The following is a 26,741-nucleotide window of genomic DNA, read 5'->3' on the forward strand; positions in this document are numbered from 1 at the left end:
TGAATCCTGCTATGATCCGACCATGCCAAACACTAAACCACGTATTGTCATAACCATGGGGGACCCCACCGGGGTCGGCCCCGAGATCATCGCCGCAGCCCTGGCCGATCCAGAGGTGCGTCAATGCTGCCGCTTCCTCGTCATCGGCGACAGCGCGGCCATGGCCAGGGGAATCGCCGTTACGGGCGCCGCGCTCAGGGTAGAGCGGACCGATACCCTGAACTGGGAAGAAAGCAAAGAAGGGGTGCTCCCCCTTTGGGAGATTTCGTCCCTCACCGAAGCGGACATGCAGTATGGCTGCCCCACCGTTGACAGTGGCGACGCCATGTACCGGGCCATCTGCGAAGCCGCGCGGCTCTGCCTTGAAGGAAATGCTGACGCCATGGCGACTGCTCCCATCAGCAAGGAGGCCTTGAACCGGGCCGGGCACCGGTATCCCGGGCATACGGAACTCCTGGCAGAGCTGGCGGGGGCGGAGCGAGTCGTCATGATGCTGGCCGGCTCCCGGCTCCGGGTTACCCTCGTCACCATCCACGAGGCCTTGTCTGACGTGCCGCGTCTGGTGACCTTCGAGCGGGTTCTGGAGACGATCCGTATCACCCACCGGGACCTGCACCGCTATTTCAAAAGGAATCCCCGCATCGCGGTCCTGGCCCTCAATCCCCACTGCGGCGAAGGGGGGATGTTCGGGGACGAGGAGGCGCGGATTATTGCCCCGGCCGTGGCGGCAGCCCGGCAGGAGGGGATCGATGCGATCGGCCCCCTCTCGGCCGATACGCTTTTCCACTTCGCCGTCCAGGGGAACTACGACGCGGCGGTCTGCATGTACCACGACCAGGGACTCATTCCCCTGAAGCTCCTCCACTTCGACGACGGGGTCAACGTGACCCTGGGGCTCCCCATCATCCGCACCTCCGTGGATCACGGCACCGCCTACGATCTGGCCGGAACCGGCAGGGCCTCGGCCGAGAGCATGAAGGCGGCCATCCTCATGGCGGCGGAGATGGCACGGGTGCAGGGATCGGGGGGTGGAACGCCGTGACCATGAAAAAGATGCTCTATCTGGCCATCGGGGCCGTGGTGGCCTATGGGGCCTACATTGCCATATCCCTCATGTTCCTTCCGTCGGTGGAGGATCTCAAGAACCGCCGCACGAACATGACCATCCAGGTGAAGGACTGGCACGGTGACTACCACCCCTTCACCGTGGGGCCCAAAAACCGCTACTGGACCCCGTCGGGGAGCATCCCGGCGGAGATGAAGTGGGCGGTGATCCTGGCGGAGGACTCCAACTTCTACAAGCATGAGGGGATCGACGTGAAGGCCATCAAGAACGCCATCAAGTACGACCTCGAAAAGAAGAGCTTCGCCCGGGGGGCCTCCACCATCACCCAGCAGGTGGCCAAGAACCTCTTCCTCTCCCGGGAGAAGACCATCTCCCGCAAGGTGAAGGAGGTCGTCCTTGCCAAGCGGATGGAGGAGGAGCTGACCAAGGGGCGGATCATCGAGCTCTACTTGAACGTTGTGGAGCTTGGCCCCATGGTCTACGGCATCGGCCACGGCGCCCGGTACTACTTCGGCAAGCCCGCGTCAGCCATGACCCCCCGGGAGTGCGCCTTCCTGGCCGCCATGCTGCCGGGGCCCCGGGTGGCCTACAATCCCTACAAGAATCTGGACAAGGTGCTGAAGCGCTCCAGCATGATCCTGCGGCTGCTGCGGAACAAGGGGGTCCTCTCGGCTGGCGAGTACCAGCAGGCCCTGGGGCAGGAGCCCAACATCGCCGGACTCCAGCGGAAGGTGGATGCCAGCATCGAGAAGGTGGAGGCGACGTTCCAGAACTTCACGGGTAGTGCCGGGCCCCAGGAGCCGGTGCCGGTGCCGGCGTCCGAGGGAGAAGGCACCGTCAAGGAAGCGCCTGCTGCACTACCGCCTGCGGAACCGGCCGGTACGACACCTGCGGAAGAGGGAAAGGGGGGAGCGCCACCCGTTCAGGAGGAGCAGAAATAGGAAAGGGCGGGGATTTCCCCGCCCTTTTTGCGCGAACTCGATTAGTAAGAAAACCTGAAATCCATCAGAATAACAAGGAGATACGGAGGACACGGAGCAACGCCAAGCGGTCGGCAACAATGAACTTTGGTATCCCCCCGCCTTGCAGGCTGGAGCTATTGTCTTTCCTCCGTGCTCTCTGTGTCTCCGAGTTATTAATAACGATTTCATTCTACACGCGGTAACTCTCGATGGCCGGGTCCGAGAACTCGTTGGGGATCGCAATGATCCACTCGTTGTCGTCGATTACCACCTTTACCCGGCACTCAGCCCCCGCCTCGGCCCGGGTGTAGCGCAGGAGTATCTTTGCGGCGGTCTCCAGAAGCGCGTCGTTCACGACCCCCATGAGGACCCCCAGGGGGCTCGATCCGTCGAGCCAGCGGAGCGTCGCTTCCCCCGGCTGGATGTTGTGGGAGAGAAGCTCGTTCTCCGCCTCGTTGCGGCCGATGAGGGCCTTGGTCCGGGGACCGACCCGGAAGTGGCGCGCCACCTTCAGAAGGCGGAAATCCCGCAGGTTCAGCTGGTCCGAGTGGTCGAACACGTCCCGTACCTTGGAAACGAAGGAGACCTCGGTCAGGAGGCAGCCGCCGGCGGGGCAGGGGTAGTTTTTCACGTCCAGCTCTTCGGCCAGCTGCATCTGCTCCTTGCGGGAGCGTCCCTGGATGGCCAGGAGCTTCTCACGGTCCACCCACCCTTCCTGCTCGGGGAGGGTCGGCTTGAAGTGCTTGGCCGACAGGGGGCGCAGCAGCCGTCCCGCCAGGCCGCTCTCCCGCTCGATGATGTCGAGGGTGTGGCGGCGCTGGCTCATGGGGCGCTGGCCCAGCACCTCGCCAGTGATGACGAAGTCGGCGCCGCTCTCGGCCATGTACTCGCTGGCCTTGCGCAAGAGGAAAATCCGGCAGTCGATGCAGGGGTTCATCCCCTTGCCGTAGCCGTGTTTGGGCTTGCGGACCACTTCCAGGTAGTCCACGCCCTTGTGCATCACCTTGATGGGGATGCCGAACTCTTCGGCCACCCGGATCGCTTCCGATTTGCATCCCGCGTTTTTTCCGGTACAGGTACAGAAGGGGGAGGTGAAGTTGAGGGCTTCGACTTCGATCCCCTGCTCAAGCATCACCTTGACCGCAAGGGTAGAGTCGAGCCCCCCGGAGAGGAGGGCGAGGGCTTTTCTTTTCATGTGAACGCTCCTGGGGCGCCATGACGGGCGTCAGCAGACGCGGGGCCAGTCACGGAACCGAAAATTTTTCATGAGCCTAGCACAGGGCCGTCTGTTGTGTAAAGGATGAGAAGCGGGGCAAGCCGAAAATATTCCTCAAGAATTGAGCTGACCCGACCGATGTAGTCAAAAGGGAGGATTACCATGGAAAGCATCGTACGGCCTGGGTCTCTGGGGGACATACTCTTCCGGTGCCAGATCATCAGCGAGAACGATATCCGCGCCGCCCTCGACGAGCAGCAGACGACGGGGTGCCGCTTCGGCGAGGCCCTGGTGAAACTGGGGGTCGTGGCCCAGGAGGACATCGACTGGGCCCTCTCCAACCAGCTCAACATCCCCTACGTGCGGCTCAAACCGACCATGGTGGACACAGAGGCCGTGGCCCTGATCCCGGCGGCACTGGCGCGCCAGCACAACCTCATCCCCCTCATCGTCACCGGGGACGAGATCAGCATCGCCATCGCCGATCCCCTCAACACCGCGGCCCTGGCGGCGGTGGAGAAGGCTGCCGGCTGCCCCGTATCGGTGTCGGTGGGGCTCCTGCGGGAGATCCGCGAGATGCAGGAGATATTCTACGGGCCGCCGGAGGAGACCGACATCCTCGGCTTCGAGTCGGCCGCCTTCCCGGCCAGCGTCCTCAGCGCCATCAACCACGACCTGACCGGCGCGAAGTTCGTCGATTACCTCCTCCTCTTCGTGGTCCAGCAGAAACTCTCCTCCCTCTCCCTGCAACCCCTGGGGGACGGGATCGTGGTGGTCTGCCGCCGGGGCGGAGTCGGACGCGAAGCGGGGCGCCTCTCCCCAACCCATTATCCCGAGGTGGTCATGCGGGTGAAAAAGCTGGCCAAGCTTGCAGGAGGCGAATTCACCGCCAAGGGGGCCTTCGCCTTTGGGTGGAAGGGGCGGATGATCCCGTTCCAGGTGGCGCTCCTGCGGGGGGAGGGGGGCGATTACCTCACCTTCAGGATGCGGGTCGACGCTGCCTTCCCCGACTCCGTGGCCGACATGGGGCTTCCGGAGGCCACCACGGCCCGCTTTGCGGAACTGGCCGCGGCGGGGCGGGGGATGGTGGTCGTGGGCGCCCGGGAAGAGGAGATGCGGGGACGGCTCATGGAGCTCTACCTTCAGGAGTGCGACACCGCCGGCAAGACCGTCATCATGGTGGGGAGCGGGCCGCCCCAAGGGGGGCGTCGCTTTCCCCGGGTGCCGGTGCCGGCCGGCACCGAAGTGGGAGCCGTGGTCATGGCAGCCCTGGAACACGACCCCGACATCCTGATCCTGGAGGATGTGGCCGACGGCAAGGTCTTTGCGGCCGCCTGCCGGGCCGCCCAGCGGGGGACCCTCGTGGTCGCGGGCCTCTCCTGCGGCGACGGGGCCGGCGCCCTGCAGCAGCTCATCACTTTCCGGGACCGGCACCTCCTCACCCCGGCCCATCTGCGGGGGATCATCGTCTGTGCCGGGGTCCGCACCCTCTGCCCCGACTGCCGTGCGGCCGTGCCGTCGCCTCCCGACGAGACGGAGCCCTCCTTCCGGTCGGCGGGGTGCCCGGCTTGCGGCCAGACCGGCTACGCGGGTACCCGCTTCCTCATGGACATCATCGCCTTCGACCAGCGGGTGCGGGAGCTCTTCGAGACGGCCCGCGACAGCGGCGACGTGCTCGGGCATTTGCGGGAACATGGCTGGCGGGGGATCGCCGAGGACGGACGGGCGCTGGTTGCGCAGGGAGTAATCTCCCGGGAGGATTTCACGGCCTCCCTACTCGGCTGACGGAGAAACCATATGGCACGCATCGACACACTCTTTAAAATGCTCAAGGAACATGGGGCTTCCGACCTCCACCTCTCCTCCGGGTCCCCTCCCATCTTCCGGCTCCACGGCGAGATGGCCCGCCAGAACTTCAAGCCCCTCTCCCATGACGAGCTGAAGGCCATCCTCTACGAGATCCTCACCGAGAAGCAGAAGGCCGACTTCGAGGAGCGTCACGACCTCGACTTCGCCTACGCCATCCCGGGGCTGGCCCGGTTCCGGGGGAACTACATGCTGACCCACCGGGGGATCGCCGCGGTCTTCCGGATCATCCCCAGCAAGATCCTCTCGGCCGACGATCTCAGCCTCCCCGACGGGGTCCGGCGCATGACCCTGTTCAAGAAGGGGCTCGTGCTCGTCACCGGCCCCACCGGCTCGGGGAAGTCCACGACCCTGGCCGCCATGATCGACCTCATCAACGCCACCCGCAAGGAGCACATCCTCACCCTGGAGGACCCCCTCGAATTCATCCACGAGAACAAGATGTCGCTCCTGAACCAGCGGCAGATCGGGGAGCACTCCATGACCTTCACCGCCGCCCTCAGGGCCGCGCTTCGGGAAGACCCCGACGTGATCCTCGTGGGGGAGATGCGGGACCTGGAGACCATCGGCCTCGCCATGAGCGCCGCCGAGACCGGCCACCTGGTCTTCGGGACCCTCCACACCAACTCGGCGTCCAAGACCATCGACCGGATCATCGACGTCTTCCCCACCGACCAGCAGGAGCAGACCCGGGCCATGCTCTCCGAATCCCTCAAGGGGGTCGTCTGCCAGCAGCTCTTGAAGACCGCCGACGGCAAGGGGCGGGTGGCGGCCCTGGAGATCATGCTCGGCACTCCGGCCATCGGCAACCTGATCCGGGAGGGAAAAACCTTCCAGATCCCCTCCATCATCCAGACCGCCAAGCGGGACGGGATGCAGCTCATGGACCAGCACCTCCTGGACCTCTTCAAGACCAAGCGGGTCACCGCCGAAGAGGCCTACCGCTGCGCACAGGACAAAAAGCAGTTTGAGCAGTACCTGGCGGAGAAGCCGGGGCAGTAGAGAGTTTTCTTCACGCCGGCCCCGTTCACTGGGGGCCGGTGCGAGCTATAGACGCTCCACGAACTCCGCCATGAGCTGCAGAACAACATCGGTCTTTTCATGGTGCGGAACGTGGGCGCACTCTTCCAGCATCGCCTTGCGGACATTCGCCGTCTTGGCCGCGATCGTATCCACCTGGGCAACCGTGCCGTAGTTGTCCTCCGTGCCCTGCACCAGCAGAACCGGACATTCTATGGACGGCAGCGCGTACTCGATATTCCAGTGTTGGAACCCCTCGCTGAGCCAGCTGTCGGACCATGCCTTGAAGAGCCCTTCCGTCTTTTCTCCGTGATACTTGAAGAGCCCGCGCAATCCTCCCGCGTTGAAGACATCCGTCGCGGCCCGGACGCCGGCCAAAGTCTCCTTTTCCACAAAAACATGGGGTGCCTCGCCGATGAACCCCTTGAGCCGCGGGGGTTTTTCCGCCGCGGCAATAAGGCCGACACTTCCGCCGTCCGAATGGCCGATCAGGATGTAATCCCTCTCCGGAATCAGCCGTGTAATGACGTTCGGCAACTCAAGCAGCGCATAGCTATGCAGATAATGGAGGGTCAGGGGGCCGGGGAGCGGCGAGGAATTGCCGTAGCCGAGACGGTCATAGACGATGCCGGGGCAACCGGTTTGCGCACAGAGGAGCTGAGGAAACTTCTTCCACATGGCCGTGGAGCCCAGCCCTTCATGGAGAAAGACCAGATGGGGGCGGTTGTGGTCTCCGTCGATGAGTTCGTAATAGATTTGTCTGTCCTCGCCAAGGTTCAGGTGCGGCATGGGAATCAGTCCTCCTTGTGGGTGATGTGGCTTCAGGATGCGTCAGCCGCTGTACGTCCCCGGCTCCACTTCCCGGGCCTGACCGATGGCGGCGAGGGTGGCCAGCAGTTCCGCCACCTTGTCGGTGCGGGCCCGCTGGAAAGTGCGGGCGATGGTGTCGGCGGTGGCGGGGCCGCCGGCATCGGCCAGGGCGGCCCGGACCGCCTGGACCTGTTCGGGGAGGGTTTTGGGCCAGGGGAGTTTTTCCCCCCTCCCTTGACGGGAGGGGGCCGGGGGGTGGGTGATGGCGGCATTGCCGGTAGTGGCGGATTGCGGGGCTTCCCCCCCACCCTTACCCTCCCCCGCCAGGGGGGAGGGGATTTCCAGCTGGTGCGCGAATTCCTGTGGCTGCTGGTACTCGGGCCGCAGCCAGCGCACCAGCCCCTGCTCCTCTTCCCTGGCCCGCTCCCGGTTCAGGGCCACCAGCCGATCCAGTATCTCCTCGCCGGAGAGGTCTGCCGGCCAGCCGTAGGCCGAGGCCACGGCGGCGTCCAGGTCGTCGTGGAGCTGCCGCATCACCGCCACCAGCCCCTGCTCGTGGATGATCTTCTCCTTCGCCGTCAGGGGTTCGCCGCTCCGCAGCTTCTCCAGTACGTTGTACATGCCGGTCAGGGTCAGGCCGGGGTGGAGGGCCTGCTGCCGCTTGCGGTGCGCATCCAGTTGCTCGGCAAGGAGGCGGATGCGTTCTTTTCTTGTCTCATCGCAGTCCGGGAAGGGGAAGGGCTCGAAGCAGCGGGACTTGGCGTAGACAGGATCATTGCCAACCCCAAGCCTTCCGCCGGCAGCCAGTGACCAGGTGACGTGGATGCGGCTGGAGAGGACTCCCAGGACGAAGGGGTCGTCGCTGGCGATGGCAATCAGCTTGTTGTCGGGGAGGATGCTCTGGTCGAGAAAGACAAACGTTCGGTGTTTGGCGGTCTCCACGGTGGCGATGTAGCGGGGGAGGCCAGCAAAGCCCTTGCGCAGTTCCTGTCTCGGCTTGCCGAACAGCCACCAAAGTTTTGCGTAACCGGCTCCGTCCTTGCTATGTGCTTTTGCATCCCGCTCCGGCTTGACCCGCTCGGCGACCCACTGGTAGACCTCGGGAAACCGCTCGCGCACCTCTTCGGCGGTGAGGCCGAACAGGTCGATCACCAGCACGCCGCGCGGGGTGGCGGTCAGGTCGCGGCCGTTGCGGTAGGGGCGGATGTGGTTTTCCAGGCAGGGCACCCTGCCAAGCCCCAGACCGGCAGCTTCTTCGGGCGTTACGATGAATCCCGCACCGTGCAGTTTGACGCCGGGACAACTGAGGTCACCGTTAGCCAGTAACGGCCCAGCCCCGGCCACATTGGCCCCGATGGTCAAATCTGCGTGCAGCACCCCCTGTCGCGCAGCCAGCTCCACCTCTACCCCTTCGCCGTCCCCGGACACTTCGGCAACCACGGTGCAGAGTGTCCCCTCACCCGTCGCTTCGCGCCACCCTCTCCCAAAGGGCGAGGGTTTGCCGTGCTCCCCTCGCCCTTCGGGAGAGGGGCCGGAGGTGAGGGAGTTCGCTCTCCCCACGGTCATGGCAATGCGGACGGCCGCCCCGTCGGCGGAGTCCACCCACGGGTGGTCGGGGATGGCGAAGGCGAGGGAGAGGGGCGGAGTCCCCGCCAAATGCTGCTCGATCACCCGCCGGTTGAAGGCCTGCCGGATGCTGTTGGTGGTGATGAAGCCGAAGCGGCGGAGCTTCCCCCGGCGGGTCAGTCCGGCCGCCTGCTGCCACCAGTACATGACGAAATCGGCGGAGTCGGGCACCTCCTTCCAGGCCGCCCGGAGCGCCTCCACGTAGCCGTCCCCCAGGGAGCGGCGCATGGTGGCGGCCCCCAGGAACGGCGGATTCCCCACCACGAAATCGGCCTCGGGCCACTCCGCCGGGCGCGGGTTCAGGTAGCGGAAAAGCGGCGCACGGGCCGTCTCGTCGGGCACCTGCTCCCCGGTGACCGGGTGGGCCTTGGTGGTGCGGCCGTCCCATCGCGTGACCGGCTCTCCTTGTTCGTCCACCGCCGGCTCCACGGCGTCCCAGGCCAGCACGGCGTCGCGGCACTCAATGTTGCGGAACTTCTTGATGACCGGCTCCGGCGGCAGGACGTGCCCCCTGGTGCGGAAGTGCCACTGGAGGTACCCGATCCAGAGCACCATGTCGGTGATGGCGGCGGCCCGGGGATTGACCTCGATCCCCAGGAGCTGGTGGGGGTCCACGGTGGTGCCGGCCAGATCGAGAAGGGCCTGGCTCTCGCCGAATCCAGCCAGGGCGTTCAGCACCTCCCCCTCCAGCCGTTTCAGGTGTTCGAAGGTGACGTAGAGGAAGTTGCCGCTGCCGCAGGCGGGGTCGAGGATGCGAAGGGCGCAAAGGGTCCGGTGGAACTCCTTGACCAGTGACGCGGCGCCGCTCCGGTCCCCCTGCCGGTCCAGGGTGACGGCGGCGGCCAGGACCGCCTCCCAGTCGGAGCGGAGCGGCTCCACCACGGCGGGGAGGACCAGCCGCTCCACGTACTCGCGGGGGGTGTAGTGGGCGCCCAGGTGGTGCCGCTCCTCCGGGTCCAAGGCCCGCTCCAGCAGCGTGCCGAAGATGGCCGGCTCCACGTCCCGCCAGTCGGCCTTTGAGGCCCGGATCAGGAGAGCCAGCTGCTCCTCGCCGATGGGGAGCGCCTCGGCCTCCTCGAAAAGTCCGCCGTTGAAGCGCAGGAGTTTCTCCCGCAGGACCGGGGAGAAACCGCCGTCCTTCATGGTGGCCCAGAGGGATTCGGCCATGGGGGCGAACTTATCCGCCTCACCCTTGAGGCTCTCCAGCAGGCCGGTGAAGCTCTCGTGGGGGATCAGCCCCACATCCTCGGCGAACATGGTGAAGAGGCAGCGCTTGAGGAAGTTCCCAACCTTTTCCGGCTGGTGCCCCGCCTGCTCCAGGGACTTGGCCAGGAGCGCCAGCCGGTCGGCCACCTCCCGTGTTGCTTTGGCGCTCTGCCGTGCCGGATCCAGGCGGTGGGGCTCGGTCCAGGCGAGGCGCAGGCGCTCCCGGACCTCAGGAGCCTCCAGGTCCGCCAGGAGGATGCGGTAGGAGCTGGGGTCGGGGAAGGGGAGGTATGCCTTGCCGGAGCAGGAGAACTCGCTGTAGAGCTCGATGGCGTGCCCCACGTCCACCACCACAAGAAACGGCGGCCACCCCTCTTCCACGGGGAGGGCGCGGGCGTACTGCTCCGCCTGCCCCTTGGCCTTGAGCATGGCCACGTCCCACCCCCGGGTGCCCCGCACGGCGGTTCCCCGGCGACCGGAGAGCCACGGCGTCTCCTCCTCTTTAACGAGGAGCGGCTGGCTCTCGCCGGGGCGGTCGCTCCCCTGCTTGGCCTCCAGGACGAAGCACCCCCGCTTGTAGAGGTCGATCCGGCCGGTGCTGGTGAGGCCGGTGCCGTGGCGGAAGGTGACGGCCCGCTCGAAGACGTAGGCGTTGTTCCGGTCGTCGGGCTGGGCCGGTTCGGGGCGCGGGACTTCCAGGAGGTCGCACAGTTCGGAGAGGAAGAGCTGGTAGTTGGCGCGCTCGGCCGCGCCGGAAGCCTCCCAGCGGCGGAGGAAGTCGGCGACGGCGGCGGAGGTTGCGGGTGCTTCGGGCATGGAGTCCCCCAGAGGTCATTGCATGGCAAAAACAGAGTCGGCAAAGGACATTAGCGTATTTTGAGGTGGATGTCGAGGGGGCGGAAAAAGGTGAGAGAAACATGACAAAACAGAAAAAAGCCTTGCCACAACGCCACATCGCGTGATATAGAAAATTCCTTCTTTGTCGGGGCGTAGCGCAGCCTGGTAGCGCACCTGCTTCGGGAGCAGGGGGTCGGAAGTTCGAATCTTCTCGCCCCGACCAAAAAAAGATCAAGGGGTTACGGCAGATGCCGCAACCCCTTTCTTTTTTGCTCAGCGAAGGTGAAAACTCCGCACTCCCTTGAAGAAATCAGATTCCCCCCATGCAGAGGTATTTCACCTCCACAAACTCCTCGATGCCGTACTTGGACCCCTCCCGGCCCACCCCCGACTCCTTCACGCCGCCAAAGGGCGCCACTTCGGAGGAGATCAGGCCGGTATTGACCCCGACCATGCCATATTCCAGGGCCTCGGACACTTTCCATACCCGCCGGATGTCCCGGCTGTAGAAATAGGATGCCAGGCCGAATTCGGTATCGTTGGCCATGCGGATCGCTTCCTCGTCGGTGCTGAATTTGAACAGGGGGGCCAGGGGGCCGAAGGTCTCTTCCCGGGCGACCAGCATCCCGGGGGTCACATCGGTGATGATGGTGGGCTCGAAGAAGGTCCCCCCTAGGGCATGGCGCTTCCCCCCGAGGACGACGCGGGCCCCCTTGGCAACGGCGTCGGCAATGTGCTCCTCCACCTTCTCCAGGGCAGTCATGTCGATGAGGGGCCCCTGCTGCACCTCTCCCTTGAGGCCGTCGCCCACGGTCATTTTCGAGACGGCGGCGATCAGCTTCTCGGAAAAGGCTTCGTAGACCGATTCCTGGACGAGGATGCGGTTCGTGCAGACACAGGTCTGGCCGGTGTTGCGGTACTTGGAGGCGATGGCCCCCTCCACGGCGGCATCGAGATCGGCGTCGTCAAAGACGATGAAGGGGGCATTCCCCCCCAGCTCCATGGAGACCTTTTTCATGGTGCCGGCGCACTGGGCCGTCAGCTGCTTGCCGACCTCAGTGGAGCCGGTGAAAGTCAGCTTGCGGACAATGGGGTTGCCGGTCATCTCGTCACCGATCTCCTTGGACGAGCCGGTGATGACGCTGAAGACCCCCGCCGGAATGCCGGCCTGCTCGCCGAGGAGGGCCAGGGCCAGGGCCGAAAAGGGGGTGGCGGTGGCCGGCTTGACCACCATGGTGCAGCCGGCGGCCAGGGCCGGGCCGGCCTTGCGGGTGATCATGGCGGCCGGGAAGTTCCAGGGGGTTATGGCGGCGCAGACGCCGATGGGCTCCTTGATTACCACGATCCGCTTGTCCCGGGCATAGGAGGGGATGGTGTCGCCGTAGATCCGTTTTCCTTCCTCGGCAAACCACTCGATGAACGAGGCGGCATAGGCGATCTCACCCCTGGATTCCGCCAGAGGCTTCCCCTGTTCGGCGGTCATGATGACGGCCAGATCCTCCTGGTTCTCCATGATCAGCTCGAACCACCGGCGGAGGATCGCGCTCCGCTCCTTCGCGGTCCTCGCTTTCCAGCCGTCCAGCGCCCCGTTGGCGGCCTCTATGGCGCGCCGTGTTTCCCGGGTCCCCATTTTGGGGACAACGCCCAGTATCTCGCCGGTGGCCGGATTGGTTACATCAATGGTTGCGCCGCCATCGGCGCCGCACCAGTGCCCATCAAGGTAACATTGTTGCTTCAGGAGGGAACTATTTTTGAGGATCATCATTTCGTCGCGCTCCTTCGTCGTTTTTTGCAAATCCAGTTGTAGTGTAAACGGAAAATCGCACAATGGAAGTTCCATTATGAAGGTTCCTTACTTTGTTGCCAAAAAACTTCTTCGTGAAACGGCTCCGGAGAAAATGATTGTCACCATCCGACCGGAAATGCTACAAAACTAAGGTTTTGTCGAACGGTTCGGGAGGCTGCCGGGCGAATGATCGAAGAACGGTGGAGGGAGTACGGATTTTGACGGCGAGACGTTGGTTGTGGGGATGGATCCTGCTGCTCTGCTTTCTGGTGACGCCCGGGTGTTACTACTTCAGACTGGCGGCCGAGCCTCTGCAGAAGTCGCGGATTGTGACGGTACGGCCGGCGGACGAGGTCTTTGCCCTGGTGAAGAACCTCCTTATGAAGGACGGCTACGTGATTGCCGAGGAGGACCCGAAGAATCATCTCCTCCTGACGGAATTGCGCCACATTTCGACCCGTGCCGGTGGTGTGACCCTTCCGGAGGGAGGGCGCCTTTACTACCACCGGCTCCGGGTCGCCGTGGACGGTGGCGAGGAGGGCGCCGCGGTGGAGCTGGAATCGAGGGACCTGGAGATCCGCTCCCGCTATGTCTATGAGGAGGGGGGGAAGGTGCTCTCCTTCATGAAACGCTATCCCTACGACCACTACCCCAGCATGTTCGACCTTTCCACGGTAAGCGTCGAGATGGGCCGCATGAGGAGATATCTGGAGAGTACCCTCGGGGAAGGGGGAGCAAATGGTAAGTGAGGAAAGGATGGCCATGGGGATGTTCGGGAAGATTAAGGTGTTTCTGGAGATGATCAAGTTCTCCCACACGGTCTTTGCCCTCCCCTTCGCCTTTACGGGAGCGGTGCTGGCCGCCCGGGGAGTGCCGACGGCGTACCAGGTGTTCTGGATCCTCATGGCAATGGTGGGGGCCCGGACGGCCGCAATGGGGATGAATCGGGTCATCGACGCGGAGATTGATGCCCGCAACCCCCGCACCGCCGGCCGCGCCATCCCGGCGGGACTCATTGGCAAGGGAACCGCCGTCGCCTTCATCGTTATTTCGATCCTCCTCATGCTCTACGCGGCTTACCGGCTGAACCCCCTCTGCCTCTACCTGTCGCCCGTGGCCCTCTTTTTCCTGGTCCTCTACTCCTACTGCAAACGCTTCACGGCACTGGCCCACGTGGTTCTCGGCATCTGCCTGGCCGCTGCCCCCCTGGGGGCCTGGATCGCCATCCGGGGGGCGGTGGAGCTCCCTGCGGTGCTCCTGGGGCTTGCGGTCCTCTTCTGGGTGGCCGGCTTCGACATCCTCTACGCCCTCCAGGACCTGGAGTTCGACAAGGGGGCAGGGCTCCACTCGATTCCGTCCCGGCTCGGGGTGAACGGGTCCCTCTGGACCGCCCGCCTCTTCCATGTGGTCATGGCGGCGCTCCTGGCGGGGCTGTACGTCAGCGCCGGACTCGGTGTCTGGTACCTGGCGGGGCTCGGGCTCTGCGTCACCATGCTCCTCTACGAGCACTGGCTCCTCCGAGGAGGGGATCTCTCCCGTCTGGATGCCGCCTTTTTCGCCATGAACGGCTACATCAGCATTACCCTCTTCGTGGCCACCTTCGTGGATGTCCTGGCGCGGAAGGGGGGGGCATGAGCGGTACGGTTCTCGTGGGGATCACCGGGGCCTCCGGCTCCGTCTACGGGCTGCGGCTCTGCGAGGAACTCCTCAGGGCGGGAAAGCGGGTGGTGGTCACCGCCAGCGGCGCCGGCATCGGCGTGGTGCGGGAGGAGACCAATCTTGACCTTTCGGCTGGGGAGGAGGACGCGGCGGCCCGACTGCGGGAGCTCTTCGGCGCTTCGCCGGAACAGCTCTCCTTTTATGGCGCCGATAACCTCTTCGCTCCCCCGGCCAGCGGCTCGGCGGCCCCCGACGCCATGGTGGTGGCCCCGTGCAGCATGGGAACCCTGGCCCGCATCGCTACCGGCCTTTCCTCGACGCTCCTGGAGCGGTGCGCCGATGTCATGGTCAAGGAGGGACGTCCTCTGGTGATCGTCCCCCGGGAGACCCCCCTGTCAGCCATTCACCTGGAGAACATGCTGAAGCTGGCCCGGCTCGGGGTGCGTGTTGTGCCGGCCATGCCCGCCTTCTACCATCGCCCCAAAACCCTGGATGACCTGGTGGATTTCGTGGTGGGCAAGGTGCTCGACACCCTCGGCGTTCACCATGAGCTCTTCGCCCGTTGGGGAGTAAAGGCCGGGACCAGGGATTAGGGACCGGGGACCAGCAACTGATTTTTTCATAGAGCGAGGCACCATGACATCTCTTTCTTCCATAGCCGAGAAGGTTCACGCCGGCGAGCGAATCACCGACGAGGAGGCCCTCTTCCTCTTCGAGTGCCGGGATCTCATCGCCGTGGGTGAGCTGGCCGCAACCGCGAACCGGCGCCGCAACGGCGACCGGGTCTTCTTCAACGTGAACCGCCACATCAACCACACGAACATCTGTGTGAACCGCTGCTCCTTCTGCGCCTTCTACCGCACCGCCGACCAGCCGGGGGCCTACCTCTACGACCTGGATGAGATCCGCAACCGCGCCACGGAGGCCCATGCCCAGGGGGCCACGGAGATCCACATCGTCGGCGGCCTCCACCCGGACCTTCCCTTCGACTTCTACCTGGAGATGCTCCGGACCGTGAAAGAGGTCTCCCCCCACCTCCACGTGAAGGCCTTCACCGCCGTGGAGATCGAGTACCTATCGAGGCTGGCAGGCCTTTCCGTGGCCGATACCCTGGCGGTCTTGAAGCAGGCGGGGCTCGGCTCCCTCCCCGGCGGCGGGGCCGAGATCTTCGCCCCTGACGTGCGCAACCGGCTCTGCCCCGAGAAGATCAGCGGCGAGCGGTGGCTGGCGGTCATGGAGGAGGTCCACCGGGCGGGCTTGAAGTCCAACGCCACCATGCTCTTCGGTCACATCGAGAGCTACGCCGACCGGGTCGATCACATGCGCCGGCTGCGGGAGCTCCAGGACCGGACCGGAGGGTTCCAGGTCTTCATCCCCCTGGCCTTCCAGAAGGAGAACAACCCCCTGGGGCACCTGAAGCGCCCCGGCCCCGGCGGGGTCGACGCCCTGAAGACCCTGGCCGTCGGCCGCATCTACCTGGACAACTTCGCCAACATCAAGGCCTACTGGGTGATGCTCGGGCTGAAGACGGCCCAGGTGGCCCTCTCCTTCGGGGTGAACGACCTGGACGGCACCGTGGTGGAGGAGAAGATCGGCCACGACGCCGGCGCCGCCACCCCCCAGACCATGGGGCGCGACGAGATCGTCACGCTGATCCGCAAGGCGGGGCGGGTGCCGGTGGAGCGGGATACGCTCTATAACGAGCTGAGGGTGTACTGACCATGGATACCGTTATCGGAAAAATCGAACGGGGCGAGGCCATCGACCGGGCCGAGGCCCTGAAGCTTCTTCTCAAGGCCGATCTCCTCACCCTTGGGCGCTTGGCCGACGGCATCCGCCGGCGGCTCCACCCCGAGGAGGTGGTCACCTTCGTGGTGGACCGCAACGTGAACTACACCAACGTCTGCGAGTCCAGGTGTAAATTCTGCGCCTTCTACCGGGAGGAGGGTGCCCCCGACGCCTACCTCCTGGCCGAGGAGGCCATCTACGCCAAGATCGCCGAGCTGGTGGAGCACGGCGGGACCCAGCTCCTCATGCAGGGAGGGCTCCACCCCCATCTGGGGATCGAGTGGTTCGAGGAGCTTTTCCGGGGGATCAAGGCCCGGTTCCCCCAGGTCCAGAACCACTCCCTCTCCCCGGCGGAGATCACCCAGATCGCCGCGGTCTCGAAGCTCGCTATCCCGGAAACGGTGCGGCGGCTGCGGGAGGCGGGGCTCGACTCCATCCCCGGCGGTGGGGCCGAGATCCTCGTGGACCGGGTCCGGAAGGAGATATCCCCCAAGAAGATCGGCTGGGAGGGGTGGGCCGCGGTGATGGGGGAGGCGGCCCGGCAGGGGATGGCCACCACGGCCACCATGATGTTCGGCAGCACCGAGAAACCCGAGGATATCGTGGAGCACCTCTTCCGGGTCCGGGAGCTCCAGGCCTCCGGCGGCTCATTCACCGCCTTCATCCCCTGGACCTACCAGCCGGGGAACACCGAACTGGGTGGCGACACCGCCAGCGGGGTCGAGTACCTGAAGGTCCTGGCCCTCTCCCGGATCGTCCTCCATAACGTGCCGAATATCCAGGCCAGCTGGGTGACCCAGGGGGGGCAGATGGCCCAGGTGGCCCTCTTCTTCGGCGCCAACGACCTGGGGGGGACCATGCTGGAGGAGAATGTGGTGGCCGCAGCCGGCTGCACCTTCCGCATGAGCCTCGATGAGATGGTGGAGCTGATCCGCGAAGCCGGCTTCAGGCCTGCCCAGAGAACGACGCTTTATAAAATAATTCGGGAATTTTAGAGTATTTTCCCCTCCCGACAATTCTCACGACTGGAGATTTCCTTGCCCGTTCAACCCGTTTCACCCGAGATCATAACCGCCCCCGACGGGGTCCGCCGCCTTGCCGATCGCCTCTCCCGGGAGCCCTATGTGGCCTGCGATCTGGAGGCCGACTCCATGCACCACTACCAGGAGAAGGTCTGTCTGATCCAGTTCACGGTGCCGGGTCTTGCCGCCATCGTCGACCCCCTGGCGGTTGCCGACCTGGCCCCCTTGGCGCCGGTCTTTGCCAACCCCTCCATCCGCAAGGTATTCCATGGGGCCGACTACGACATCCGGTCCCTGCACCGGGACTTCGGTATCGAGGTGAACAACCTCTTCGACACCATGATTGCGTGCCAGTTTCTGGGGGAGCGGGAGTTCGGCCTCGCGGCGGTGCTCAGGAAGCGTTTCGGGGTGGAGCTGGACAAGCAGTACCAGCGGGCCGACTGGAGCCGGCGCCCCTTGACGGCGGGGATGATCGAGTATGCGGTGAAGGATACGACGCTCCTCATCGAACTCTGCGGGCGGCTGGAGGCGGAACTCCGGGAGAAGGGGCGTATCGGCTGGGTGGAGGAGGAGTGTGCCCTCCTGGCGCGGGTGCGGGTGGCCCAGCGCTCCGATGCCGAGCCGATGTTCCTCCGCTTCAAGGGAGCCTCGCGGATGGCTTCCCGGTCCCTGGCGGTGCTGGAAGAAATCCTTCGCTTCCGGGATCGGCGGGCGCAACAGATGGACGTCCCTCCCTTCAAAGTGCTGGGCACGGAAACGGTCCGGGAACTGGCCGAGAAAAAGCCCCGATCCCTTGCCGAGTTGACTGGCATTACGGGCATCACGGAGCGGGTCGTGGAGCGGTGCGGCGAGGGGATAGCGCGAGCCGTGGAGAAGGGGCTGGCGGTGCCGGAGCAGGAGCTTCCCTTCTTTCCCCGGGAGGAGCGGCGGAAGGTGGGGGGGGACGAGGAGCGGCGCATCAAGGCCCTCAAAGGGTGGCGTGAGGATAAGGCCCGGCGGTTCGCCGTGGAGCCCGGCTTCCTGGCCAATAACGCCCTTTTGGAGCAGATTGCCCTGGTCTTTCCCCGGTCGGAGGTGGAACTGGAGGGGATCGCCGGTCTTCGTCCGTGGCAGCGGCGGGAGTTCGGGGCCGAGATGGTGGCGGCCCTCCAGGCTAGGCGCTAGCCAGGCTGTTGAAAAACTATTGCGGGGCCGGTCTGCGTTGTTTCCGCTCGCTCAAAAGCTCAACGTACCAAACGGGTACGCCTCGCTTTTTCGCTTGCTTGCGCCTAGCATCCCGGCCTCCTCACGACGTTTTTCAACAGCCTGTTAAGAGCAGTGGGCTGCAGAAAAAGAAAACGGCACGGCGGAGAGGATAATTCCTACTCCGCCGTGCCGTTTTCTTATGTGTGTCGTGACGCCGCTATTACGGTTTGTCCGGCTCTCCGAAGAGGGAGTCGAACTCGGCGGGGGAGAATCCATCCAGCTCCACCTGAGGGCCCTTGGTCGGAGGGGATGGGTTGAAGCTTTCCAGGTCGAGCCCGCCGGCTTCCTGGGGAGCGGGGGGAGCCTCGTTTCCCCCCTCGCCGAAGCCGCCAAATACGTTGGCAGGGGTCTCCCAGGCGGACTCCAGTTCAGGTGTGGCATCCGGGATCGCTGCCGCCGCGGTCTCTTCGCTGCTGTCGCCGGTCTCCAGGAGGGACGCAAACGCGTCGTCATCAGCCGGCGCAGAACCGAAAAGGGACGGTGGGGTCGCCGAGGTGTCGGTAGCTGGTTCATCGAAGGAAAAATCGGGGAGGTCTGCCTCTTGCGCGGTTGGGGGAACCGACGGAGCAGCTGCGCTGGTGGGTTCCAGGTCGAAGGAAACGGGCGGGGGCGACGCCGGTGCCGCCGGCGGCGGAGTGGCGAAGTCCAGGTCCATGGAGGGGAAGATGTCGTCTCCCTGCTTGATTGAAGAGGGAACAGGAGTTGCCGTGGCGGCCGGTTCGTCCCAGGTGAAGTTCTCATCGGCGGCTGCCGGGGGAGCGGCTACGGCTGCTGCGACCGTCGTCGCCGCAACGGCCGGTGCTGCTGCAGCGGCAGCGAGGGAAATCATCGGGGAGTGGATGCCGTGGGTCTGCTTGAAGCCGCTCAGATCGTTCTTGCACTTCTTGCAGGTGTCGAGAAATTCGAAACTGTTGTACCCGCACTTGGGACACTTCATGGTTGCTGCTCCTTGTGCGGCACAACACGCTGGTGGCTGGCCGCTATGACGTGAGTGACGATCCGGGGCTCTCTTCGGGATTTTCTCCCTCTCCCAGGTCGCCGTAGAGATACTGCAGAATTGCCAAGAGGGCGATTCCCGCGGTTTCGGTTCGGAGGATGCGCCTGCCGAGGGTCACGGGGATGAAGCCCGCCCGACGGGCCGTTTCCGCCTCCTCCGTCGTGAGCCCTCCCTCGGGCCCGACGATGAAGGCGATGCTTGTGGGCCGGGGCCGGACGTTAATGGCCCCCTGCAGGGTCGTTGCCCGCTCCTCTTCCCAGAGGAGGAACTTCAGGTCGTGGTCCGTATCCCGGACAGCTTCATCCATCCCCTGGGCCAGCCGCACCGTCGGGATGTCGGGACGTCCCGCCTGGCGGGACGCTTCGGCGGCTATCCGCTGCCAGCGCCGCAGCCGTTCATTCTGCCGGTCGGCCGGGATGCGGGAAACCGACCGGTCCGCCTGGAAGGGGACCACCTCGCTTACCCCGAGTTCAGTCCCTTTTTGCAAGATGAGTTCCATCTTCTCCCCCTTGGGGAGCCCCTGGATAAGGGTGATTCGCAGTGACCCGCCGGCGGGGGCCACAGCATGGCGCTCCTCCACGGCTACGGTGAGATGGTCGCGGCCGATCTCCCGAATGATTCCCGCGCATTCGACGCCCCGACCATCCGCCAGCCTGACGCGGGTGTCAATTTTCAGGCGCAGGACCTTCACCATGTGACGGAAAAGGTCCCCCTCGATCCGCACCGACTCTCCGGCGAGGTCGGCGCTGGGGGCCATGAAGCGGCGGACGCTCATTGTCCGGCCCGATAGAGGAGGCAGCTCCATTCCCCCTCGCGGGTGGTTTCGGCAAGGGTAAGGCCGGTGGAGGCAAAGCCGTCAATGACGTAGGACTCGCGCTCCACGAGAATCCCGGACAGGATCAGGAAGCCGCCGGAGGCGACCTTTGCCGTCAGGTCGGCTGCCATCCTCACCAAGTCCTCGGCAAGGATGTTGGCGAGGACCACGGTGAATTGCCCCGGGATATCCGCCAGGGGTGTGGTGACCAGTTCGGCGATGACCCCGTTCAGGGCGCAGTTTTCCCGGGCCACTGCCACGGCGTCAGGGTCGATGTCGGTTCCCACGACGCGTTGCGCCCCCAGCTTGACGGCGGCCATGGCCAGGATTCCCGAGCCGGTCCCCACATCGAGGACATCGCCGGCGGTGCCGAGTTTTTCCAGGGCCTCCAGGCAGAGGCGGGTGGTGGGATGGGTGCCGGTGCCAAAGGCCATCCCCGGGTCCAGCTCGATGACAAGATCGCCGGGCTCCGGCGAGAACGGCTCCCAGGTGGGCTTGATTACGAGTTTCTGGCCGATGCGGGTCGGTGCGAAGTGCTGGCGCCACCCCGTGGCCCAGTCCTCCTCCCTGAGGGTGGTGACGGTGGGCGGGGCTGGTGCGGCGTCGCCGCAGGCGGGTGCGTGCTCCTGGATGAACCGGTTCAGGGCGGCCAGCTTCCCCTCCAGTTCGTCGTCGGGGGTGAAGTAGGCCCGCACGGTCTTCACCGGCGCCTCGTCCATGGTGTCGAGGGAGAAGGTGTCCAGCTCCAGGTTGTCGATGCTCACTCCGTTGCCGGAGAGTTCCACGAGGAAGTCGGCCAGAAGGTCGACCATTGCCGCGGGGATCTCGCAGGTGACTTCGGCCCAGGTTTTGTCCATGGATGCTCCTCGGAGTTGCGTTTGGATTGATTCAGTCAAGGTGGGCCAACGTAGCAAAACTAAAGGGCTTTGACAATAAAAACCTTGACAAATACCCGCCTCTGGGGTTGAATTTCATTAAAATAAATTCGGAGTGGCCGTGATGGATCTGGATCGAATCAAGGGGGAGATCGTCGCTTTTGTTGAGGGGCGGAAGAGCGAATTTGCTGCTATTGCGGAGGATCTCTATCTCCATCCCGAAATCGGCCTGAACGAGGTGCGGAGTTCGGCCCTCCTGGCCGATTTCCTGGAGCGGGAGGGGTTCCGGGTGGAGCGGGGTATTGCTGGGCTTCTCACGGCGTTCCGGGCCGAGACGGGTGAGGGTGGGCCGGTCATTGCCCTCATGGCCGAGATGGACGCCCTCCCGGTCATGGGCCATGCCTGCGGCCACAACGTGATCGCCGCCGCGGCCGTCGGGGCTGCCACGGCACTGCGCTCCATTCTTCCTCCGGATGCGGCCCGGATTGTCGTCCTCGGCACCCCTGCCGAGGAGATGGGAATCGGGAAGGTGGATATGATCGCCAACGGCGCCTTTGACGGGGTCGAGTTCGCCCTGATGGTGCATCCATCTTCGCGGCGGTACGTGATCAAGCACTACCTGGGGCTCGCCCGGGTTCGCTTCACCTTTTTCGGCAAGCCGGCCCATGCCGCCGCCTACCCGGAAGAGGGGATCAACGCCCTCGATGGTGTCATCCAGACCTTCAACGGGATCAGCGCCCTGCGCCAGCAGCTCCGCCAGGACGTGCGGGTCCACGGGATCATCACCGAGGGGGGCGTTGCCCCCAACATCATTCCGGAGCGGGCCTCGGCCCATTTCTATGTCCGGGCCGACGATCTGGAGGAGTTGGAGCGGGCGAAGGCACGGGTTCTGGCATGCGCAGAAGGGGCCGCCCTGGCCACCGGGTGCCGGCTCCAGGTGGACGCGGATCCCCGGATCATGGCCCCCCTCAAGGTGAATCGGATCTTCTCTGACCTCTACTCGGCACAGCTGGCGTATTTGGGGCTTCAGGAATCAGAGAACCAGCCCGATAAGAACAAGGGGTCGTCGGACATCGGCAACGTCTCCCAGATCGTGCCGACCATCCATCCCCATGTCCCCATTGGCGACGGCATCAATATCCACAGTGAGGCATTCGCCCGTGCCACGGTCTCCGGGAAGGGAAAGGCCGCCGTGGCGGAGGGGGCCACGGCCCTGGCGCTGACCGCGGCGGAGCTGGCCGCTCGGCCGGATATCCGTGAGGAAATCTGGCGGGAATTTCGCTCATGAGAATTCTGCCATTGCCATGGTGCGAATACATGGTATATAGTATTTAATGAAAATGCTGGCGACTCGAATAGGACGGCCATGAACGGATCAATGCGGCATATTTACCTCTTTTCCGACGCCACGGGGGAAACCGTGGAGCGGGTGCTGCGCGCCGCCCTCTCCCAGTTCCGCGACGTGGAGGCCCGCATCCACCGGATGAGCAAGATCAGGACCCGGGAAGATGTCCTCGCCGCCCTGGAGGAGGTGCTCAAGGAGCCGGGGATCGTGATCTATACCCTCGTTGACACAGAGCTGGCGCAACTGCTTCGGGACGAGGCCGAGGCCCACGGTCTGGACGCCCTGGACCTCATCAGCTCGCTTCTCTTCAAATTGTCGGCCTTTTTCGGCGTTGCCCCCCAGAATGAGCCGGGACTCCTGTACGAGCTCAACTCCGAGTACCACAAGCGGGTCGAGGCCGTCGACTTCACGGTGAAGCACGACGATGGCCAGGATCCCCGGGGGCTCAGCAAGGCCGATTTCGTGCTGGTGGGGGTCTCCCGTTCCTCCAAGACCCCCCTCTCCATGTATCTGGCCCACAAGGGGTACAAGGTGGCCAACGTCCCCCTGGTAAAGGGGATCGATCCCCCTCCCGAGCTCTTCAAGGTGGATCAGAACAAGATCGTGGGGCTTGTCATCGATCCCCACCGGCTTCTGGAGATACGGTCGGCGCGGCTCAAGAACCTGGGGCAGATGTCTAGGGGAAGCTATGCCGACTACGAAAAGATCGAGGAAGAACTCAACTTCTGTCGCCAGCTTTACCGGCGCAACCCCCAGTGGCTCATTATCGACGTGACGAAACGATCGGTGGAAGAGTCGGCGGCGGAGATCATACAGAAACTCTGCAGCTAGAAACCATGAGTCCGCAGCATCGGAAAACAGAGAAAGGGAGGTGCAGACAATGAAGATTCTCGTGGTAGAGGACGAAAAGAAGGTTTCGAGCTTCATAAAGCGCGGTCTTGAGGAGGAGCGGTACGAGGTTGAGGCCGCCTTCAACGGCGAGGATGGTCTCAAGATGGCCCTGGAGAAAGGGTTTGATCTGATTATCCTCGATGTCATGCTCCCCAAGAAGGACGGACTGAGCGTGGTGCGGGAACTGCGGGAGAGGAAAAACGCAACGCCGGTTCTCATGCTGACCGCCAAGGATTCCGTTGAGGACATCGTGGCAGGGCTCGATTCCGGTTCCGACGACTACCTGACGAAACCTTTCGCCTTTGCCGAGCTCCTGGCCCGGGTGCGGGCGCTTGTGCGGCGCAGCGAGCAGGACCGGGGCGCCGAGATCCGCTTCGCCGACCTGCGGCTTGATCCGGTCACCCACAAGGTGTGGCGCAAGGACAAGGAGATCGACCTGACCGCCAAGGAGTACTCGCTGCTGGAATACTTCATGCGGAACCCGAACCAGGTCCTGACTCGGACCATGATCGCCGAGCACGTCTGGGACTACACCTTCGACAGTTTCACCAACATCATCGATGTGTATGTGAACTACCTGCGGAAGAAGATCGACCGCGAGGCCGACAAGAAGCTGATCCACACGGTACGGGGCGTGGGCTACATCCTGAAGGAAGAGGAGTGACCCGTTGTTTTTCCGGTCGATCCGCTTTTCCCTTACCCTCTGGTATGCGGTCACCCTGGCGGTCATCCTCGTTCTGTTCAGCTCGTTCATCTACCTTATCCTGCAGAACCAGCTCACCAAGGAGATCGACCGGGAACTTCTGACCGTTGCCGAGGCCGTGGCGAGCCCGACGCTGGAGCCCTTCCGGCGTGCGGGCCCGTCGGTCTTCGACCAGGTTCTGGAGGACTTCATCGGCACCCGTCTGACCGGTAAGTTCGTCCAGGTCCTCGACGGGGGTGGGCGGATCACTGCGTCGTCCAAGGGGGCCGAGGGGCTCCGGACTCCCCTTGGCAAGGGAGCTTCCCGCCGGGCGTGGGCCGGTAAGGTGACCTACGAAACCAAGGTCAGCCTTGATCTCTATCCGGTCCGCACCATTACCTATCCGATCATGGATAACGGCAGGCTGCTGCAGATCGTCCAGGTCGGCACCTCCATGCGGGCCGCTGCCGAAACCCTCGACAAGGTTCTCGTCGTCTTTGCCGTTTCCATTCCCTTGGCGCTTATCCTCTGGAGCGTCGGGGGATGGTTCCTGGCGGGACGGGCGCTGAAACCGGTCGATTTCATCACCCGCAGCGCCCAGAAGATCACGGCCGAAAACCTGGGGCTGCGGCTTGAAGTGGTCAATCCCCAAGACGAAATCGGGCGTCTCGCGATAACCTTCAACGACACCCTCGAGCGCCTTGAGGACGCCTTCAGGCGGGTGAAGCAGTTCACCGGCGACGTCTCTCATGAGCTTCGGACCCCCCTCACCATCCTCCGGGGAGAGACCGAGGTAGGGCTGCGCTGGGCTCGGGAGCCGGAGGAGTTCCGGGAGCTTTTCCGGAGCAACCTGGAAGAGATCAACCGGATGTCGAAGATCATCGAGGCGCTCCTGGAGTTATCCCGTGCCGAAGAGGGAGGGCTCAAGCTGGAGCGTGTCCCCATTGAACTGGAGGACCTCCTGGGAGAGCTGGTCCAGCAGTCCCGCCTCATTGACCCGGAAAAGGGACTCAAGATTGCCTTCTCGGCCGTGACGCCGGTAACTGTCACGGGGGACTGGCTCCGGCTGCGTCAGGTATTCATGAACCTCCTCGACAACGCCGTCACCTATACCCCTGCCGGCGGAGAGGTGTCGGTGGTCCTCGACGCCAGCGGCGGATTTGCCCGGGTGACCGTCATCGACAGCGGCGTCGGCATCCCGGCCGATGACCTCCCCCACATCTTCGAGCGATTTTACCGGGTCGACAAGGCCCGTAACCGGGCCGACGGTGGCTGTGGTCTCGGTCTCTCTCTGGTTCGCACTATCACGGAGGCCCATGGCGGAAAGATCGACGTGGTGAGTGAGGTGGGGAAGGGGAGCGTCTTTACGGTGTATCTCCCCCTTCAGGGTACGGTCTGACGGAGCGCACTCCCCCATGGATTCCATTATCATTGCCGCGGCAACCAGTCTGGAGCTTTCCCTCCTCGTCCGGAGCATCGGTGCCCGGGAGGTCAGGAGAAAAAAAGGTTTTCGCGATACCTACCGGGGGAAGGTCGGCGGCACCACGGTGCTTCTGGCCGTGACGGGGATCGGCAAGGCGAATACCGCATCGGCGCTCACCGCGCTTCTGGAGCGGTACACTCCACGGCTCCTCATCGATACCGGCTGTGCCGGAGCCTACGGGGGGAGCGGCCTGGCGGTGGGAGACCTGGCCGTGGCCTCGACTGAGGTCTATGGCGACGAGGGGATCCTGACGCCGGCCGGTTGGGAATCCCTTGAGCTCATCGGCATCCCGCAGCTGGAGCGGGGAGGACGCCGTTTTTTCAACGAGTTCCCCCTGGCTCTTTTGCCGGCGGAGCGGGCCGTGCAGCTTGGCGCCGCGCTGGGGGTGCCGGTGCGGCGCGGAAGGTTTGTCACCGTATCTACCTGTAGCGGCACCGCCGCCCGGGGGGGCGAGATGGCCCGCCGCTTCAACGCCATCTGCGAGAACATGGAAGGAGCCGTGGCGGCCCACCTGGCGCTCAGGTACGGGATCGACTGCCTGGAGCTCCGTGGCATCAGCAACATGGTGGAAGACCGGGACCTCTCCGGCTGGAACATTCCCCTGGCGGTGGAGAGGGCCCAGCGCTTCATACTCAAATTTCTGGAAACCTGCAATGACGACTGACACCGTTCCCCTTACCCTCGGCTTTTCACCCTGCCCCAACGACACCTACATCTTTCACGCCCTGGTCCACGGCCTGGTCGACACGGGAGGGCTCGCCTTCCGGGAGCGGCTCGAGGACGTGGAAACCCTGAACCGCCTCGCCCTGGAAGGGGCCCTGGACGTGAGCAAGGTCTCCTACCATGCCCTCGGATTTCTCCGGGACGAGTATGTGCTCCTGCGGTCAGGGGGGGCCCTGGGGCGGGGGTGCGGACCCCTGGTCGTGACACGAGGGGCAGCTTCCATGGCAGAACTGCGCGGCAAGCCCATCGCCGTTCCCGGGCGCTACACCACCGCCGTGCTCCTGCTCCGCCTCTTCGACCCATCCCTCGACAACCTCGTTTATCTCCCGTTCCACGAGATCATGGGGGCCGTGGCCAGGGGCGAGGTGGCCGCCGGGGTCATCATCCACGAATCCCGCTTCACCTTTCCGGAGTACGGCCTCACGAAGCTTCTCGACCTGGGGGAGTGGTGGGAGGTGGAAACCGGCTGCCCCATCCCCCTGGGAGGGATCGTGGCCCGCCGCTCCCTCGGCCGGGAGGCCGTTGCCGCCATCGACAGGGCTCTTCGGGCGAGTGTGGTCCATGCCCGGACCAATCCCGGCGCTGCTGCCGGTTACATCCGGGCCCACTCCCAGGAGATGAGCGACGAGGTCTGTGCTGCCCACATCGATCTCTATGTGAATGATTTTTCCCTCCAACTCGGTCCCGAAGGGGAGGGGGCCGTGGCCACGCTCCTCCAAAGGGCCGAGGCTTCAGGGGTCATTCCCCGTTCCACGGCACTCCTTTTCGAGGTCTGATAACTTATTGAAATATCAGTATATTGCCTCTGGGTGGCACTCTTTT

23 protein-coding genes and 1 tRNA gene are annotated in these 26,741 nt (G+C 64.4%); 17 read left to right on the forward strand and 7 right to left on the reverse strand.

Features of this window, described 5'->3' with window-relative positions; all coding sequences use genetic code 11:
* Positions 1-22: 22 nt before the first annotated feature.
* Both pdxA and KJB29_RS02190 read left to right on the forward strand, forming a co-directional pair.
* Positions 23-1,042: a 4-hydroxythreonine-4-phosphate dehydrogenase PdxA gene (gene pdxA, locus KJB29_RS02185; protein WP_215733167.1), complete on the forward strand. Its 1,020-nt coding sequence runs from the start codon at positions 23-25 to the stop codon at positions 1,040-1,042.
* Positions 1,043-1,044: 2 nt separating this feature from the next.
* Complete coding sequence (locus KJB29_RS02190) at positions 1,045-2,007, forward strand: transglycosylase domain-containing protein (RefSeq protein WP_215733376.1); 963 nt, start codon at positions 1,045-1,047, stop codon at positions 2,005-2,007.
* A gap of 211 nt (positions 2,008-2,218) precedes the next feature.
* On the opposite strand, the gene KJB29_RS02195 is transcribed toward KJB29_RS02190, so the two are convergent.
* Positions 2,219-3,223, reverse strand: a complete 1,005-nt coding sequence (locus tag KJB29_RS02195; protein WP_215733168.1) for a hypothetical protein — start codon at positions 3,221-3,223, stop codon at positions 2,219-2,221.
* A 183-nt stretch (positions 3,224-3,406) separates the two neighbouring features.
* Between KJB29_RS02195 and KJB29_RS02200 the strand changes: the two genes are divergently transcribed.
* Together KJB29_RS02200 and KJB29_RS02205 are read left to right on the forward strand one after the other, a co-directional pair.
* Positions 3,407-5,029, forward strand: coding sequence for a GspE/PulE family protein (locus tag KJB29_RS02200; protein ID WP_215733169.1), 1,623 nt, complete (start codon positions 3,407-3,409; stop codon positions 5,027-5,029).
* A 12-nt stretch (positions 5,030-5,041) separates the two neighbouring features.
* Complete coding sequence (locus KJB29_RS02205) at positions 5,042-6,112, forward strand: type IV pilus twitching motility protein PilT (protein WP_215733170.1); 1,071 nt, start codon at positions 5,042-5,044, stop codon at positions 6,110-6,112.
* Between the two features lie 45 nt (positions 6,113-6,157).
* Here KJB29_RS02205 and KJB29_RS02210 read toward each other — a convergent pair whose 3' ends face one another.
* Together KJB29_RS02210 and KJB29_RS19190 are read right to left on the reverse strand one after the other, a co-directional pair.
* Entirely contained in the window at positions 6,158-6,919 is a 762-nt protein-coding gene (locus tag KJB29_RS02210; RefSeq protein ID WP_215733171.1) for an alpha/beta fold hydrolase, read from the reverse strand.
* 42 nt (positions 6,920-6,961) lie between these two features.
* Complete coding sequence (locus KJB29_RS19190; protein ID WP_246560122.1) at positions 6,962-10,588, reverse strand: class I SAM-dependent DNA methyltransferase; 3,627 nt, start codon at positions 10,586-10,588, stop codon at positions 6,962-6,964.
* Between the two features lie 167 nt (positions 10,589-10,755).
* On the opposite strand from KJB29_RS19190, the gene KJB29_RS02220 reads away from it, so the two are divergent.
* Positions 10,756-10,832, forward strand: a tRNA-Pro gene (locus tag KJB29_RS02220).
* A gap of 87 nt (positions 10,833-10,919) precedes the next feature.
* Here KJB29_RS02220 and gabD read toward each other — a convergent pair.
* Positions 10,920-12,374, reverse strand: coding sequence for an NADP-dependent succinate-semialdehyde dehydrogenase (gene gabD / locus KJB29_RS02225; RefSeq protein WP_246560124.1), 1,455 nt, complete (start codon positions 12,372-12,374; stop codon positions 10,920-10,922).
* A gap of 239 nt (positions 12,375-12,613) precedes the next feature.
* Between gabD and KJB29_RS02230 the strand changes: the two genes are divergently transcribed.
* From KJB29_RS02230 to KJB29_RS02255, 6 genes are read left to right on the forward strand one after another with little or no spacing between them, the layout of a single operon-like run.
* A complete protein-coding gene (locus KJB29_RS02230) occupies positions 12,614-13,144 on the forward strand; it encodes a hypothetical protein (protein WP_215733172.1) in 531 nt (176 codons plus the stop codon).
* A complete protein-coding gene (locus tag KJB29_RS02235) occupies positions 13,134-14,030 on the forward strand; it encodes a 4-hydroxybenzoate octaprenyltransferase (protein WP_215733173.1) in 897 nt (298 codons plus the stop codon). The genes KJB29_RS02230 and KJB29_RS02235 overlap by 11 nt, the downstream gene beginning before the upstream one ends.
* Entirely contained in the window at positions 14,027-14,647 is a 621-nt protein-coding gene (locus KJB29_RS02240; protein WP_215733174.1) for a flavin prenyltransferase UbiX, read from the forward strand. The genes KJB29_RS02235 and KJB29_RS02240 overlap by 4 nt, the downstream gene beginning before the upstream one ends.
* Before the next feature lie 43 nt (positions 14,648-14,690).
* Complete coding sequence (gene mqnE, locus KJB29_RS02245) at positions 14,691-15,773, forward strand: aminofutalosine synthase MqnE (protein ID WP_215733175.1); 1,083 nt, start codon at positions 14,691-14,693, stop codon at positions 15,771-15,773.
* Positions 15,774-15,775: 2 nt separating this feature from the next.
* On the forward strand, positions 15,776-16,837 hold the full coding sequence (gene mqnC / locus KJB29_RS02250) for a cyclic dehypoxanthinyl futalosine synthase (RefSeq protein WP_215733176.1): 1,062 nt from the start codon (positions 15,776-15,778) through the stop codon (positions 16,835-16,837).
* Between the two features lie 42 nt (positions 16,838-16,879).
* Positions 16,880-18,028, forward strand: coding sequence for a ribonuclease D (locus tag KJB29_RS02255; protein WP_215733177.1), 1,149 nt, complete (start codon positions 16,880-16,882; stop codon positions 18,026-18,028).
* 241 nt (positions 18,029-18,269) lie between these two features.
* On the opposite strand, the gene KJB29_RS02260 is transcribed toward KJB29_RS02255, so the two are convergent.
* Genes KJB29_RS02260 through prmA form a run of 3 tightly spaced genes read right to left on the reverse strand, consistent with a single transcriptional unit; the run spans position 18,270 to position 20,777 of the window.
* Positions 18,270-19,046 carry a hypothetical protein gene (locus KJB29_RS02260; RefSeq protein ID WP_215733178.1) on the reverse strand — a complete coding sequence of 259 codons (777 nt, stop codon included), beginning with the start codon at positions 19,044-19,046 and terminating at the stop codon, positions 18,270-18,272.
* Positions 19,047-19,089: 43 nt separating this feature from the next.
* The gene (locus tag KJB29_RS02265) at positions 19,090-19,911 is read right to left on the reverse strand and encodes a 16S rRNA (uracil(1498)-N(3))-methyltransferase (RefSeq protein ID WP_246560127.1); all 822 of its coding nucleotides are present in this window, start codon (positions 19,909-19,911) and stop codon (positions 19,090-19,092) included.
* Positions 19,878-20,777, reverse strand: coding sequence for a 50S ribosomal protein L11 methyltransferase (gene prmA, locus KJB29_RS02270; RefSeq protein WP_215733179.1), 900 nt, complete (start codon positions 20,775-20,777; stop codon positions 19,878-19,880). Before prmA ends, KJB29_RS02265 begins: the two co-directional genes overlap by 34 nt.
* Positions 20,778-20,919: 142 nt before the next feature.
* Here prmA and KJB29_RS02275 point away from each other — a divergent pair, with 142 nt between their 5' ends.
* The 6 genes from KJB29_RS02275 (at position 20,920) to KJB29_RS02300 (ending at position 26,695) form a co-directional block, all read left to right on the forward strand.
* Entirely contained in the window at positions 20,920-22,083 is a 1,164-nt protein-coding gene (locus tag KJB29_RS02275) for a M20 family metallopeptidase (protein WP_215733180.1), read from the forward strand.
* Positions 22,084-22,161: 78 nt separating this feature from the next.
* Positions 22,162-22,971 (forward strand): pyruvate, water dikinase regulatory protein, encoded by an 810-nt coding sequence (locus KJB29_RS02280; RefSeq protein WP_215733181.1) that lies wholly within the window; start codon positions 22,162-22,164, stop codon positions 22,969-22,971.
* A gap of 49 nt (positions 22,972-23,020) precedes the next feature.
* Positions 23,021-23,695, forward strand: coding sequence for a response regulator (locus KJB29_RS02285; RefSeq protein ID WP_004512609.1), 675 nt, complete (start codon positions 23,021-23,023; stop codon positions 23,693-23,695).
* Between the two features lie 4 nt (positions 23,696-23,699).
* Entirely contained in the window at positions 23,700-25,112 is a 1,413-nt protein-coding gene (locus KJB29_RS02290; RefSeq protein ID WP_004512608.1) for an ATP-binding protein, read from the forward strand.
* A gap of 16 nt (positions 25,113-25,128) precedes the next feature.
* The gene (gene mqnB, locus KJB29_RS02295) at positions 25,129-25,860 is read left to right on the forward strand and encodes a futalosine hydrolase (protein WP_215733182.1); all 732 of its coding nucleotides are present in this window, start codon (positions 25,129-25,131) and stop codon (positions 25,858-25,860) included.
* Positions 25,850-26,695 (forward strand): 1,4-dihydroxy-6-naphtoate synthase, encoded by an 846-nt coding sequence (locus KJB29_RS02300; RefSeq protein WP_215733183.1) that lies wholly within the window; start codon positions 25,850-25,852, stop codon positions 26,693-26,695. The genes mqnB and KJB29_RS02300 overlap by 11 nt, the downstream gene beginning before the upstream one ends.
* Positions 26,696-26,741: the final 46 nt, after the last annotated feature.

This window comes from Geobacter grbiciae, from assembly GCF_018531165.1.
GTDB classification, from domain to species: Bacteria; Desulfobacterota; Desulfuromonadia; order Geobacterales; family Geobacteraceae; genus Geobacter; species Geobacter metallireducens.

Bases quoted from the DNA above. Each gene is read 5' to 3' on its own strand.
- gabD (WP_246560124.1), bottom strand. From the start codon at position 12,374: ATGATGATCCTCAAAAATAGTTCCCTCCTGAAGCAACAATGTTACCTT.
- mqnE (WP_215733175.1), top strand. From the start codon at position 14,691: ATGACATCTCTTTCTTCCATAGCCGAGAAGGTTCACGCCGGCGAGCGA.
- KJB29_RS02235 (WP_215733173.1), top strand. From the start codon at position 13,134: ATGGTAAGTGAGGAAAGGATGGCCATGGGGATGTTCGGGAAGATTAAG.
- KJB29_RS02260 (WP_215733178.1), bottom strand. From the start codon at position 19,046: ATGAAGTGTCCCAAGTGCGGGTACAACAGTTTCGAATTTCTCGACACC.
- KJB29_RS02285 (WP_004512609.1), top strand. From the start codon at position 23,021: ATGAAGATTCTCGTGGTAGAGGACGAAAAGAAGGTTTCGAGCTTCATA.
- prmA (WP_215733179.1), bottom strand. From the start codon at position 20,777: ATGGACAAAACCTGGGCCGAAGTCACCTGCGAGATCCCCGCGGCAATG.
- KJB29_RS02300 (WP_215733183.1), top strand. From the start codon at position 25,850: ATGACGACTGACACCGTTCCCCTTACCCTCGGCTTTTCACCCTGCCCC.
- KJB29_RS02200 (WP_215733169.1), top strand. From the start codon at position 3,407: ATGGAAAGCATCGTACGGCCTGGGTCTCTGGGGGACATACTCTTCCGG.
- KJB29_RS02275 (WP_215733180.1), top strand. From the start codon at position 20,920: ATGGATCTGGATCGAATCAAGGGGGAGATCGTCGCTTTTGTTGAGGGG.
- KJB29_RS02195 (WP_215733168.1), bottom strand. From the start codon at position 3,223: ATGAAAAGAAAAGCCCTCGCCCTCCTCTCCGGGGGGCTCGACTCTACC.
- KJB29_RS02240 (WP_215733174.1), top strand. From the start codon at position 14,027: ATGAGCGGTACGGTTCTCGTGGGGATCACCGGGGCCTCCGGCTCCGTC.
- KJB29_RS19190 (WP_246560122.1), bottom strand. From the start codon at position 10,588: ATGCCCGAAGCACCCGCAACCTCCGCCGCCGTCGCCGACTTCCTCCGC.
- KJB29_RS02190 (WP_215733376.1), top strand. From the start codon at position 1,045: ATGAAAAAGATGCTCTATCTGGCCATCGGGGCCGTGGTGGCCTATGGG.
- KJB29_RS02280 (WP_215733181.1), top strand. From the start codon at position 22,162: ATGAACGGATCAATGCGGCATATTTACCTCTTTTCCGACGCCACGGGG.
- pdxA (WP_215733167.1), top strand. From the start codon at position 23: ATGCCAAACACTAAACCACGTATTGTCATAACCATGGGGGACCCCACC.
- KJB29_RS02210 (WP_215733171.1), bottom strand. From the start codon at position 6,919: ATGCCGCACCTGAACCTTGGCGAGGACAGACAAATCTATTACGAACTC.
- mqnB (WP_215733182.1), top strand. From the start codon at position 25,129: ATGGATTCCATTATCATTGCCGCGGCAACCAGTCTGGAGCTTTCCCTC.
- KJB29_RS02265 (WP_246560127.1), bottom strand. From the start codon at position 19,911: ATGGAGCTGCCTCCTCTATCGGGCCGGACAATGAGCGTCCGCCGCTTC.
- mqnC (WP_215733176.1), top strand. From the start codon at position 15,776: ATGGATACCGTTATCGGAAAAATCGAACGGGGCGAGGCCATCGACCGG.
- KJB29_RS02205 (WP_215733170.1), top strand. From the start codon at position 5,042: ATGGCACGCATCGACACACTCTTTAAAATGCTCAAGGAACATGGGGCT.